At 70.0% G+C, this 12,415-nt stretch carries 14 protein-coding genes and 1 pseudogene; 7 read left to right on the forward strand and 8 right to left on the reverse strand.

Translation table 11 applies throughout. The features are described 5' to 3' along the window. Window positions 1-100: 100 nt before the first annotated feature. Window positions 101-223 (forward strand): annotated as a pseudogene (locus tag IH50_RS40960) (IS5/IS1182 family transposase); the annotation flags it as partial. Here the strand turns inward: IH50_RS40960 and IH50_RS39790 are convergent. From IH50_RS39790 to IH50_RS0116195, 8 genes are all read right to left on the reverse strand, one after another. Continuing rightward, a complete protein-coding gene (locus tag IH50_RS39790; RefSeq protein ID WP_324617146.1) occupies window positions 220-483 on the reverse strand; it encodes a ParB N-terminal domain-containing protein in 264 nt (87 codons plus the stop codon). The pseudogene IH50_RS40960 and the gene IH50_RS39790 overlap by 4 nt on opposite strands. Window positions 484-536: 53 nt before the next feature. Continuing rightward, window positions 537-2,051: a VirB4 family type IV secretion system protein gene (locus IH50_RS0116165; RefSeq protein ID WP_030861863.1), complete on the reverse strand. Its 1,515-nt coding sequence runs from the start codon at window positions 2,049-2,051 to the stop codon at window positions 537-539. Between the two features lie 28 nt (window positions 2,052-2,079). After that, a complete protein-coding gene (locus IH50_RS0116170) occupies window positions 2,080-2,541 on the reverse strand; it encodes a DUF6238 family protein (protein WP_030861865.1) in 462 nt (153 codons plus the stop codon). A 99-nt stretch (window positions 2,542-2,640) separates the two neighbouring features. Further along, window positions 2,641-4,113 (reverse strand): SCO6880 family protein, encoded by a 1,473-nt coding sequence (locus tag IH50_RS0116175; protein WP_030861867.1) that lies wholly within the window; start codon window positions 4,111-4,113, stop codon window positions 2,641-2,643. 80 nt (window positions 4,114-4,193) lie between these two features. Next, the gene (locus IH50_RS0116180; RefSeq protein WP_030861869.1) at window positions 4,194-5,582 is read right to left on the reverse strand and encodes an SCO6881 family protein; all 1,389 of its coding nucleotides are present in this window, start codon (window positions 5,580-5,582) and stop codon (window positions 4,194-4,196) included. Window positions 5,583-5,618: 36 nt separating this feature from the next. Continuing rightward, complete coding sequence (locus IH50_RS0116185) at window positions 5,619-6,311, reverse strand: hypothetical protein (RefSeq protein WP_030861870.1); 693 nt, start codon at window positions 6,309-6,311, stop codon at window positions 5,619-5,621. Continuing rightward, a complete protein-coding gene (locus IH50_RS0116190; RefSeq protein ID WP_011031268.1) occupies window positions 6,311-6,625 on the reverse strand; it encodes a DUF6112 family protein in 315 nt (104 codons plus the stop codon). Before IH50_RS0116190 ends, IH50_RS0116185 begins: the two co-directional genes overlap by 1 nt. Before the next feature lie 123 nt (window positions 6,626-6,748). Continuing rightward, window positions 6,749-7,882, reverse strand: a complete 1,134-nt coding sequence (locus IH50_RS0116195; RefSeq protein WP_030861873.1) for a C40 family peptidase — start codon at window positions 7,880-7,882, stop codon at window positions 6,749-6,751. A gap of 513 nt (window positions 7,883-8,395) precedes the next feature. Here IH50_RS0116195 and IH50_RS0116200 point away from each other — a divergent pair. The 6 genes from IH50_RS0116200 (at window position 8,396) to IH50_RS0116225 (ending at window position 12,409) form a co-directional block, all read left to right on the forward strand. Continuing rightward, the gene (locus IH50_RS0116200) at window positions 8,396-9,151 is read left to right on the forward strand and encodes a DNA-methyltransferase (protein WP_030861875.1); all 756 of its coding nucleotides are present in this window, start codon (window positions 8,396-8,398) and stop codon (window positions 9,149-9,151) included. Between the two features lie 248 nt (window positions 9,152-9,399). Further along, window positions 9,400-9,951, forward strand: coding sequence for a DUF4913 domain-containing protein (locus IH50_RS0116205; protein ID WP_030861877.1), 552 nt, complete (start codon window positions 9,400-9,402; stop codon window positions 9,949-9,951). Then, on the forward strand, window positions 9,948-10,433 hold the full coding sequence (locus tag IH50_RS0116210) for a hypothetical protein (RefSeq protein ID WP_030861879.1): 486 nt from the start codon (window positions 9,948-9,950) through the stop codon (window positions 10,431-10,433). Before IH50_RS0116205 ends, IH50_RS0116210 begins: the two co-directional genes overlap by 4 nt. A gap of 18 nt (window positions 10,434-10,451) precedes the next feature. Next, complete coding sequence (locus IH50_RS0116215; protein ID WP_030861881.1) at window positions 10,452-11,150, forward strand: hypothetical protein; 699 nt, start codon at window positions 10,452-10,454, stop codon at window positions 11,148-11,150. Window positions 11,151-11,167: 17 nt separating this feature from the next. Then, window positions 11,168-11,908, forward strand: coding sequence for a hypothetical protein (locus IH50_RS0116220; protein ID WP_030861882.1), 741 nt, complete (start codon window positions 11,168-11,170; stop codon window positions 11,906-11,908). A 180-nt stretch (window positions 11,909-12,088) separates the two neighbouring features. After that, window positions 12,089-12,409 carry an SH3 domain-containing protein gene (locus tag IH50_RS0116225; protein WP_030861883.1) on the forward strand — a complete coding sequence of 107 codons (321 nt, stop codon included), beginning with the start codon at window positions 12,089-12,091 and terminating at the stop codon, window positions 12,407-12,409. Window positions 12,410-12,415 lie beyond the last annotated feature (6 nt).

Here is a 12,415-nt window from a genome sequence, read left to right on the forward strand (position 1 = left end):
AGAGCCGGATGACCGGGAAACCGTCATGTCCGGTTCGGCGGGAGGCCGCGCGGAACAGGACCTGCCACGGCAGGAACCTCACCGTGCGGCCGACCCAACTTCCTGGCTTCACGGCTTCCGCAGGCTTCGTGTCCGCTGGGAGAGACGCGACGACATCCACGAGGCCTTCCTCGGCCTCGCCACCTGCCTCATCACCCACCGACACGTCCAACGCCTTTGTTAGGACCTCTTAGTGAGGCTTCGACGGCGGAGATTGACGGAGAGGACGTAGGCGTCCGGACGGTCGCCGTCATAGGTGGTGAATTCCGCCTCTACCTGTGCGAGTTCGCACGCCGCGAGCCTTCCTCGTCCATCGAGAAGGCGACCCTTCCGGTCAAGGACGATGGGGTGCTGGAGCCCGTTCTCGCGTATGTCATCGGCGAGTGCCTTCAGGTCCTCTTCGTCGAGTGACGGGAAGAGGTTGATGGTCGGATAGGTTTCGATGGTGGCTTCCTTGCTGGGATGTTGTCAGGATTCGTGAACCCGGAGCCGCGTTTTCAGTGCATGCGGGCGTCGGTGTCGAAGAGCGCCAGTTCGTGGCTGTGCAGGAGGTGCTGCACGATGAAGCTGCGGCCTGCGACCTTCCACAGGCCACGGCCGCGGTTGAGGTGGGCGATGGCGTCCATCTCGACGGAGGTCAGGCCGAGCAGGGAGGCCGCGGCGTGGAGCTGGTCGGTCTCCTGCCGGTAGATGATTCGGGTGGAGCAGTCCGCCAGGAGGCCCTCGGCCAGGGCGCGGCCTTGTGATCCGGCGTCGCCGGCGGTGAGCAGGTCGGACAGCCGGTGGATCACCATCAGATTCGCGATGCCCAGGCCCCGGGACAGCTTCCATTGGGCCTGCATCCGTTGAAGCAGCCCGACGTGCCGCATCAGGCGCCACGCCTCGTCGTAGACGATCCAGCGCCGGCCGCCGCTGGGATCGGAGAGGGCGGATTCCATCCAGGCGGAGGCGCAGGTCATCGCGAGGACGAGGGCGGTGTCGTCCCCGGACCCGCCGAGGCGGGACAGGTCGATGGTGAGCATTGGCGCGTTGGGGTCGAAGCTCACGGTGGAGGGGGCGTCGAACATGCCGGCCAGGTCGCCGTGGACCAGGCGCCGCATGGCGTGGGCCAGGTCGCGGGCTGCGTCGCCGAGCTGGCCCGACATCATCCCGGCGGCCTCGTCGAGGGCGTGCGGGTTGTTGAGGGTGGTGGCGATATCGCCGAGGAGCGGCGTGCGGTGCGTTTCGGCGGGGCGGGTGACGACGGCGTCGAGGGCGACGTCCAGCGCGGTGTGCTCCATGGGCATCAGGTCCCGGCCCAGGACGGTCCGGGCCAGGGAGCCGAGCAGGAGCAGGCGCCGCTTGCGGATTTCGCCGACCCAGTCGGCCTCGGCCACGCCCTCCGGGCGAGGGGCTGCATCCAGGGGGTTCAGGCGTCCGGGCAGTCCGGGCCCGAGGGCGACGGACCGGCCGCCGAGGGCTTCCGCCACCGGCGTCCACTCGCCCTTCGGGTCACACGGTACGTAGACGCGGTATCCGAAGGCGACCGACCGCAGCGCGAAGGACTTGGCCAGCGCGCTCTTGCCCTGGCCGATCACGCCGGCGAGCAGCAGGTTCGGGTTGGTGAACCCCTCGACCTTGCCGTACAGAGCGAACGGGTCGAACACGAAACTGGCCTCGGCGTGGACGTCGCGGCCGATGTAGATGCCCTCGGCCCCGAGTCCGCCTTCGGCGAGGAAGGGATAGGCGCCGGCCGCGACCGCGGTGGTCATGCGGTGGGCGGGCAGCCGCAGCTGGTTCCCGCGAGAGGAGGCGGGCCCGGGGCGTCCGCTCGGTGGGTAGAGCGCGGCGGGCATCTGCTGCTCGGCGGGCGTGCTGTCGCCCTGGTGGGCAGTGGCTTCAGCACGGGCCTTGGCGGTGGCCTCGGCGAGCCGGCGGCGGGCGGCCTTGCGGCTGGCGCGGTCGGCGCCGTGGGGGGTGAACAGCGGGCTGGCGGACGCGCGGCGGGCGCGACGGGCGGGCCGGTGGCTCATCGGGGGCCCTCGATTCTGCGGGTGGTGCTCATCGCACGCAGGCCGTGGTGTGCGGGCGGAGGTCGGTGGGGGTGGTTTTGCGGCGGACGACGTGTCCGGCGGCGAGGTGGCGCTGGCAGATCGTCAGCACGGGCGGGCCCTCGGGAAGCCGCTCCGGATGACAGGCGCTCGTCTTGACGGTGGTCTCGGTCGGGCCGGGCAGCAGGTGGAAGGCAGCGTGGACTTCGGTGGTGGCCTGCCAGAGCCTTGTGTGAGCGGTGGCCAGGTGACGTCCCGCGGCCGGGTGAGGTGGCCGGGCGTTATCGGCGAGCCGGTCCAGAAGCTGGAGCAGAGCGGTGAGGTGGGCGTGCAGCACGTCGAAGTGCAGACGGTCCACGGGCCTGGGCGGGTCAGCGGCCGACGGAGCCAGGGCTCGTGCGTGGTGGCGGATGCCGGCGCTCGCGGCGCGGAGGTAGGGGTGCGCGTCGTCGGGGCGTGGGGGAGAGGTCAAAGGTGGTGGTCCTTCCTGCCGGTAGGCAGGGCGGCGACGGGCGGTTCCGTCGCGGGTGATCCGGAGTGCAGTGGGCCAGGGCGCGCGGGCGCGGCTGGTTCACAGGGCGGTGCGGGCGAGCGGGAGCGCGGTGAGGGCGAAGGCGTCCGGCTGCTGGTAGTTGAGCCGTCGGAGGTCGACGCCGGAGGTGACGGCGTGGGTCTCGATCTGGGCGCAGGCGGCGTCCAGGAGGGCGTCGGTCTCGGCGGTGACGGTGACCAGGCCGGTCAGGGCCACGTCCGCGTGCCCGGCGATGAGCTGGCGTTCGCGGGTTTTGACGTCGGCGTATTCGACGGAGTCCTCTTCGGAGTCGACCTGTCCGCGGCGTGCGCGTTCGTTGGCGTCGGCGATGATTGCGGCCTTCTTGCGCTGGACGTCCCGTAGTGCGGACTCGAGCCCCTGGGGCGCGTATATAAGGGAGAGGCTGCGGCGCACGCCGGCCGTGAACATGATCCCGTGCAGGAACCCGGCCCCCATCTCCGTCCTCGGCCAGTTCTCCACCCAGTAGGTCGCGTGCCGGGCGCTGTCGGTGGCGAGGCGGTCGTACTCCTCGACCTGGACGACGGGACCGGCGGCTGCAGGGTCGGCCTCGGCACGGCCGGTCTCGGACCACTGCTGGAGCGCGGCGAGGGCCTTCGGGTCGTAGGCGGTGCGAATGACGGCGGCGATCTCCCGCGCGCTCAGCCACCCGGTGACCTGCAGACCCGCGTTGCGGGCGGCCTGCGCGATGGACGCGGTGGTCTGCTGCATGACGGTGAACGCCCCGGGCAGCCCTCCGCCGGCCTGCGAGATCAGGCGCCGGGCAGCCTTGAGGTCGAGGGAGATGGCGAGGTAGGTCTCGTGCGGGGCGGCGGCCGGGCCGGCAGAGGCGACCAGCTCGGAGTAGATCTGCCCAGCGATGGGGGTCTGGGGCTGCCCGTTGTGGGTCCAGTGGCGGGTGAGGGTGTCGCCGCTGTCGGGCACGGTGCGCTCCAGCACCTGCACGGTGGCGACGTGCCCGGTGCGGGCGATACCCGCCAGCGCGCGCCCCCAGCTGGAGACGTTGTGGTTCTGGGTCGCCGGGTCGAGGAGGGCGAAAGCACGGCTGGTGACGCGGGCGATGGCAGTCAGAGTCTGCTGGTGCGGGTCGTGGACGGCCGCGGCTCCGTTGGCGGAATCGCCCGGGGTAACCACCTTCAGGGAGGCGGCGGTGCCGGGCAGGTGAAGGACGCCGTTCTGCCGGGGCCGGGTGACGGGCCGGGCGAGCCAGAGGGCCTGGCCGGTACGGCGGCGGTGCGCGTACCGGGTGACGATCGGCGCCCAGTCGATCAGGGAGCGGCCGTGCCGGCGGATCGCGACCAGCGCACCGGATGCCGCCCACAGCGGTGCCAGGGCGAGGGCGCCGAGCAGCCCAGTGGAGATCACCGTCATCAGCAGCAGGGCCAGCGTGCAGGAGACGAGGACGAGCTGGGGTAGGGAAAGGCCGAGGAGGATGCCGCGGCGGGACCGGTGCGGGAACTTCACCGTGACCGGAGCGACAGAAAGATCAGTCATGGGGGCGGATCCTGGAGGCGCGGGTGGAGTCCGGGGCGGGAGGTGGCGTGCACGTCCCACCCCCGGGAGTCGGACAGGGGTCACAGGCCGGTCGGAGGCGGCGGCGGAGCCGACCCGCTCGACGCGGCGTTCTGTGAGCCGGAAGACGGGGGTGCGCCCTGCGGAGGCGGTGTCGTCGTCGGCGGAGTGGTATGCCATCCGCCGCCTTGGCCGGACGCGGCATTCGCGCCGGATCCGCCCGGTCCCGAGCTGCCTCCTACCTGGCCGCTGGTGTCGTCGGTCACACTTGTCGGCGCAGGCTGGACGGCCTTCTCCAGGACGGACTTCACGGCATCGCCGCCGGGTGAGCGTCCCGATCCGCCGCCCTGCGCACCGTCCTTGCCTTCGGTGCCTCCGCCTGTCGAGTTGGCGGCGATGTCGCCGGGGAATCCGCCGCCGTCGGGGCCTTGTGGGGCGGCACCCGCTCCGGCTGCGACGCCACCTGCTCCGGCTGCGGCGCCACCGGTTCCGGCGGTGGCTGCGGCTGCGGCGGCCTTGCGGGCGGCCTTCTCGGCGTGGGCCTTCGCGATCTGCGCTCCGGCGCCGCCGGCACGGTGGATGGACTCGCCGTCGGTGCCGTCGGCTGCCCAGTGCACGAACTTGAAGACCGCGTACGGGCACAGCAATACCAGGATCATGATCACGATGCCGGACATGACGTCGGCAAGCGCGGCGATGCCGTCCTTGGACTCGGTCTTGCCCATGGCGGCGATGCCGAGGACGAAGATCACGGTCATCAGGAGTTTGCTGACGACGAGGGTGGCGGTGGCCTCGATCCAGCCCCTGCGCCACCGGCGAGCGACCTCCCAGCCGCCGCCGGCGGAGGCGAAGACCGCGAGGGTGACCATGACGAGGATGCCAACCTTGCGGACCATCATCACGCACCAGTACAGGACGGCGCCGACGGCGGCGCCCAGACCGGCGACGACGGCGACGAGCCAGCCGAGGCCGGCCAGACCGGGGATCTGGTTGACCTTCACGATGCGGCGTACGGCCGAGGCGATGTCCAACTTCGCGGCCTTGAACAGGCCGTCGGAGACCGCGTCGACCACTTCGATGGCGACCGTAGTCAGGGCGATGGCGCAAAAGGCGAACAGGACGCCCGAGACCGTGCCGGTGAAGGCTTGAGTGAGGGCTTGACCGTCCCGTCTGACGGCTGCCCGGACCAGTTGCGCGCAGAAGGTGGCGACCAGCAGGACCAGGCCCAGCGGCAGAAGCATCTCGTAGTTATCGCGGAACCACGCGGCGTTCAAGTCGACCCTGGTGGTGGTGTCGACCGCCTCGGCGGCCAGGTCTGCCGATGCGGCTGCCAGTTCACCTGCCGACTTCGCCATCCAGTCACCGATGGCCTTGCCAGGGTTCGAGGCGAGATCCACCGCGTCGCCGACGGCGCACAACTTGTCTGCCAGAGGCAGATTGCAGAAACCCACGGGGAGTTACTCCTCCTTTCTCGTGTCAGGCGCGGGTCACTGGGTGACGCTCGGAGCGATGGCGGCCAGGGAGCAGTCCTGGTGGGGGCGGCACTGGACGGCGAGGGTCACGGCGCGTTCCTCGGCCCCTGCGCCGCCGTTCTTCCAGGCGATCTGCTGCGTGCCGTTGACGGTGACGACGTAGATGTACGCCTCGGTGATTGCGGACGGGTCGTCGGTCAGCGCCTGCTTGAAGGCGCCGGGGTAGTGGCCCTCGGTGACGTGGGCGGTGGCGTGCTGGTCCTGGTCGGCCATGCGCGACCAGAGCACCGGGTCGGGTACCTGGCCGGAGACCGAGGTCCAGTCGGCGTACTTGGTCTCGGTGGTCATCCAGGCGTGCATGCCGGCGAGCTGCTGGTCGCGGCTGGTGTCGCGGGTGTCGTAGGACCAGAGCATCTGGGCTGCTGCCTTGGCGTAGGCGACCGGCTCGGCGATCTGAGGCTGCTCGGGTACCGACCCGGATCCGGAGGAAGGCTTGGGGGCGGCTTCGGAGGAGGACGGGCTGCCGGTCGGGGCTGGCGCGACGCTGTCCGGAGCTTGGTGGCCGTTGTCGCCGCCGGTCAGCAGGGCGACGATCGCGGCGATGGCGAGCAGGACGGCGATGGCGACGGCGCCGATGGCGATGCGCCGGTTGGCCGACCAGCCCGAGCCGTACGAGGGCAGCGAAAGGGAAAGGAAACGGCTTCGCATCAGTGGACCTGAGACCCCAGGCCGGAGAAGAAGGCGACGATTCCGTTCGCGGCACCTAGACCGAGGGCGGCGCCGGCGGCGACGACCGCGCCCTTCTTTCCGTTGGCCTCGGCCTGGTGGCCGCCGGTGTGGTGGCCCCAGGCCCATACACCGAGCGAGACGGCGAGGGCACCGACGACGGCGATGATCCCGAACATGTTGATGCTGTTGACGACGTTCTTCAGCACGCTCAGACCGGGCAGGCCGCCGCCCTTGGGCGAGATTCCTGGGTCGTAGGCGAGCTGGATGACGCGGTCTGCGAGAGGGACGGACATAGGTGTGGCGGGGCTCCTTGCATACGCGGCCAGGCGGGGGCCGACGGGAAGGGGAGAGCGGAGGGGAGGTGCGCGAGGGGCGCGGAAGCGGGCCCGTCCGATGCGATGCCGGGCGGGGTAGCGTCAGAGGACGCGGCGGGCGGCGAGAATGTTCCAGTCCTTGATCGGGGTGATCCGGACCGGTTTAGTGGTGCGCGGCGCCTCGATGACGAGGCCCTCGCCCATGTACATGCCGACGTGCTCGGGCCGGGCGGCGGTGCCGCGGCTGAAGATCAGGTCGCCGGGCTTGAGGTGGGCGGGCGAGACCGCTTGGCCCTCGTTGACCTGCGTATACGTGGTACGGGTGAGCGTGATCCCGGCATGGGCGTACGCCTGCTGCATCAGGCTGGAGCAGTCGCAGCGGCCCATGGGGTCGGGGCCGTGCGCGTTCGTGCAGGATCCGCCCCACTGGTAGAGCGTGCCGAGCTGGTGCATCGCCCACTCGATGGCCTTACGGGCCTTCGGGTCGGCGTCCTTGGGGATCGAGTAACCCTTGGGGACGCTTCCCTCGGGGATGCGGCCGAAGCCTGAACCGTCCTGGCTCGGCGCGCAGCCGGTCGTACTGGGCGACGGCGTCTCGCCCTGGTTCGTGTCCTTGTCATCCGCGTCATCGCCGGCGCCGGGGAAGGTCTTGACGATGGCGCCCTGCAGCGCGGTGGCCAGGTTCTCCCACTGCGCATACGCGTCCGGTAGGCCGGACTTCTGCACGGCTTGGGCGGCCTGGGTGACGGTCATCTGCTGCCAGCCGTCCACCTTGAGCAAGTGCTTGTAGAACTGCTCGGAGGCGTAGACAGGATCGCGGATCTGCTGGGCGCTGCCCCAGCCCTGGGAGGGACGCTGCTGGAACAGACCGAGGGAGTCGCGGTCCCCGTAGCCCAGGTTGCGCAGCCGGCTCTCCTGCATCGCCGTGGCGAGCGCGATGATCTGTCCCTTCTTCGGGACGTCGAGCGAGAGGCCGGCGGCCACGATCGTCGCCGCGTTGGGGACCTGCTCGGCGGGCAGGTCCAGGCCGTCGACGTGCACGTCCTTTCCGGACGCGCCGTCGAGGATCTTGGTCACCTGCTCGGCGACCTTGCCGCTGTCGATGTCGTTCAGACAGCTGCTGAAGGAGCCGCTGCTCTGCACAGCGTCAGCGGAGGAGGCCAGCATCATGCCAGCGCCGGCGAGCAGGATCGGGGAGAGGAAGACGACGCCGATACCGGCGGCGAGCCCCTTCAACCCGAGCGGACCGTTCGCCGGTCAGCGGGTTCGGCTATGGGTGGGTAACGAGACGTCATGAACGAGTCCTTCAAGATGTGGTGTCCGGCGTGCCGCGTGCGCGAAGCGTGGTGGAAGGGCGCGGCGGCCGGGGTGGGCGATCGGAGGCGGGCCGGTGTGGGCGAGTTGCCGCTCGCTCCGTGTGGCCGGGCCGTGAGCTAGGTGTGCCAGGGCAGGGGGTACCTCCGTGAGGTGTGGCAGGGGAGTAGCCAGTGGCGGTGTGCGCCGGGCGGTTCAAAAACAGTAGGTGCGGATCGGCGGTTGACCAAAAAGTCCGCGTGAGGTGCCGGAAACCGGCACCTCAGCACGGCATTTCTTGGTCGTCGGCGGATCCGCCTCTACAGTTTTTGGACTCCCCCTCGCCCTCCTCGGTCTGCGGCCACGGGCTTCTGCATGCCCACTTCCGGCCCGCGAGGACTCCTGCGCGAGGCGGCGATTCCCTCCGCGTTTCCGCACCCGAATAGGGGTTCCTCTTTGCCTTTTTCCCTGCACCAGGGCGACGCTCTGGCCGTTCTCTCCGGTCTCCCGGACGGCTGCGTCGACTCCGTCATCACCGACCCGCCGTACAACAGCGGCGGCCGAACCGCGAAGGAGCGCACCACCCGCTCTGCGAAGCAGAAGTACACCTCCGCCGATTCCAAGAACGACCTTGCCGACTTCACCGGCGAGAACATGGACCAGAGGTCCTACTCGTTCTGGCTGACGCAGATCATGACCGAAGCGCACCGCCTCACGAAGACCGGCGGGACCGCGCTGCTGTTCACCGACTGGCGTCAACTTCCCACGACAACGGACGCGATCCAGGCGGCCGGGTGGTTGTGGCGCGGTGTGCTGGCCTGGCACAAGCCGCAGGCCAGGCCCCAGAAGGGCCGGTTCACCCAGAACTGCGAATTCATCGTCTGGGCGTCGAAGGGACCGATCGACGGCTCCCGGAACCCGGTCTACCTGCCCGGCATGTATTCGGCTTCGCAGCCCTCGGGCGCGAAGCGCCAGCACATCACGCAGAAGCCGGTCGAGGTGATGCGCGAACTGGTCAAGATCAGCCCCGAAGGCGGCACGGTCCTCGACTTCTGCGCCGGCTCCGGCTCCACGGGCGTTGCCGCCCTGCTGGAAGGCCGGGACTTCATCGGCGTGGAGAAGACCGAGCACTACGCGTCGATCGCGGCCGACCGGCTCACCGAGACGATCCGCGCAACCCTCACGCAGGACGACATGGTTCTCGCAACCTGAGCCGCGTCCTCTCCTGCGACCAACGCAACCGGCTCCTCGCATAGCCGTCGGCGGAGTACCGCCGGAGCGGACATGCACCTTGCTGGGCGGCACGCGTGAAGTGCTTTCGCCCTTTCATCTTCCCTGACTAGTAGGAGGCTGAACTGCCAGTGCCCGAAACCACAAAGCCGTCTGACGATGGAGAGTTGGAGCCGGTTCGTATTCCGGATCCGCAGTTGGAGGGAATCGAGGCGAGCGTGCGGCGGCTTATGGAGCAGTCGGCGCAACAGGCTCAGCAGCTCGACCACCTCGCATCCGCGCCGGCACCGAGTGGCTCGCCCTTCGCCGCATTCGGCATGCCGGGCCTCGGCGGGCCCCCGGCGCCCGCTCCGCCGGAGCCCCGCCCGATCCTGGAACTCGACGGGGAGGAACGGGAAGACGAACTCGACGCCTTGTCGGACTGGGTCGACGACTTCTTCCTCCCGGTCTACGGGGCGGAGGTCACCACCGCGGCGCCCTGGTGCCTGCAGTGGCAGGATCACGACGACGTCGTGGCCTGGCTCCACGCCCTGTGGCTCGCCTACCAGCAGCACAAGGATCCCGAAGCCGGATTGAGCGGCCTGTTCGTGTGGCACCGCGACTTCCTCACGCACGCCGTTGCGGCCATCCGCGCGCCGGGCGGACCGCTGTCGGCCTGCATGACCTCCCCCGACCGGCCCGCGCACCGTCTCCTGCCCGGCCCGCCGCCGTCCGTGCGCACGGAAACGGCGGCCACGGCGGATGGCGCTGGCACTGCCGGGCCGGACGAGTCGGCGTCATGAACGGGGGAGTGGGAGAGCCTGTCTTCGCCTTGAGCTTCGACCCTCGCGCACTGACCGATCTCCTCCAGGCCCCCAGCGACATCCGCGACCTCACCCTCGCTTGTCTGCAGGAAGTCGTGAACGCGCAGCGCTTCGGGCTGCGCCTCGACGGTGACCTGGAGGGATTCCGAAAGTTGTTCGTGGACTCCCGCAAGGACTGGCGCGTCGTCTATGGCGTCCGTCCGGCGCCTGCGGAATCCGTCCACCACAAGGAGATCCACGTCGTCGCGGTCCGGCCGCGTGCGGGCAACGACGTCTACGACGAGGTCGGCCGCCGCCTGGGGATGACCCGCCGGCCGCTGAGCGCCCGCACGCACGCGGCCCGCTCGCGCTCCCCGCAGCTGACCACCCGCGCTTCCGTGCCCCGGCCCGGTCCGCCGCCTACCGCACTGCCGGGTCTGTCCCGTCCCGCACACAACCCCGCGCCCCGTCCCACCCGCTGAGCGCACGGAGCGTCGCCTATGCCTCCTCAGCCCGCGCCGACACCCATGCGGCGTGCGGTCACGCAGCTCGATCACCGCATCGAAGCGGTCACCGGCCACGACATCGACACCCTGTGGGCCTACCGCGACCGTGGCGTCCTCGACGAACCGCATGCCCAGATGGTCGACCGGCACCGCACGCTGGCCAGCGCCCAGATCGGCGTCACCTTCTACCTCAAGCTGCTCAACCGGCTCACGAGCGGTGAATTCTCTGTCGACGGCGCCCTGTTCGTACGCATCGACCGCACCGTGGACCATCTGGCGGAAGCCACCGACGCGCGCGACGCCGCCGCGCAAAGGGTGCTCGCCGCCCTGGAGCCCATCGAGGCCGCCGCCGCAGCATCGATGCCCGACGGACCACCGCTTTCGACCGACGATCGGGCGGCACTGCTCGCCATCGCCGGCGGTGCCAAGCTTCACGAACACCTCCTGACCGGCCGGGCATCCGTGACCGCCGCCTCCGGCACCCGCATCTCCTATTGCCAGATGCAGAAGCTGGACCGCGCCGGCCTGATCGTCCGGGACACCAGCCACCCGGTTCACGCGGGCCAGCCCGTCTCCCTCACCGACGCCGGACGAGCCGCACTGCTCGACGCCCGCCGGACTCCCACGACGCATGCGCCGAAGAGCCCAGCTCGCCCCGGCGCATCGCCGTCCACTCCGGCGAAGCGGCGCTGAACTCCACCGAAAGGCTCTTGTTGTCCCCCACCGAACCGGCGCCGGTCCGGAAGCCAATTCCCCAGGTCGACTTCGAGTTGGATGACCTCGACGCCGACGAGGAGAGGTACCTCGACTTCTACCGCAAGGTCGCTGTCCACGAGGACATGCTCGTCCCCCTCGCCGAGCACCACGACGGTCCGCACAGCTACTACGTGCTGTTCGACCGCACCGCCACCTGGAGCCCCGGCATGCCCCAGGTGCTGGCCATTCATCTGCAACGGGACTACGAGAAGCAGACGTTCAGCTTTGAGCAGGCTCCGCTGCCGCTCTCCGCGATGGCGCAGTCCTGGCTCATCCACCGCGGCTGCCCGCACGACGCCATCGGCCTCGACCCCGAACTGGGCCCGCCTCCGGCGGACGAGGCCACGCGAGCATTGGAGCGACGCCTCGCAGGCGACGGCGACCACTACACCATGAGCTACTCCTACACCAGCGACGACCCGGACGACATGGTCATTGTCGTGGTTCTGCGTGCCCTGGACGAGCAAGCCCCCAGCCCGTTCCGCGTGGTGGTCGAGGAGGTCGATACCGAGAGGTGGACGCACACCCTGCGGGAGGGCGGCTTCGACACGGCCGGTGAGGCCCTGCAGTGGTGCAACGACCGCCTCACCGGCGAGGCCGACCCTCTCCCGTCAGTCCACCCGACAGCCACAGCCAGCTGCCCGGCCGGTGCCGCCAAGGCCCCTGCCCCGCGCCCGCCAGGCCGTTCACGCTGAGCGCTCAGCCCCACGCGGGCGGCGCAACATAGCCGACGATCGCCGGTTAGCCAAACCGGCGATTCTCCGGACTCTTATACAGCCGCCGGGACAACTCCCGCGGCCCCTTCCCCGCATTCCCTGTGCCTTCACGGAGGTTTCTTCCGCATGCGCTCCACCCGAATTGCCATATCCGCGGCGATGCTCGGCGCGCTCGCGCTGCCGGCGCTGTCCGCCACGCCCGCCAGCGCCGCGACCGTACCCACTGCAGCAACCGCCGCCCCCGCCGTGAACTGCCACAACCTGCCGCCGCTCCCGTACGCGGTGCACGCCAGTGCCGTGACCATCCGGTCCAAGGCCAGCGCGAAGTCCACCGCGCTCGGCGTGCTCTACAAGCGCCACAAGTTCAGCGTGGCCAAGAAGAGCGGCAACTGGCTCTACATCACGGACAAGACGACCGGCGTCAAGGGCTGGGTCTCCGGCACGTACGTCTACCGCGACGTCCGCATGTGCCTGGACTGACTGGAA

The organism is Streptomyces sp. NRRL S-37 (assembly GCF_000721605.1).
In the GTDB taxonomy this organism is placed as follows: domain Bacteria; phylum Actinomycetota; class Actinomycetes; order Streptomycetales; family Streptomycetaceae; genus Streptomyces.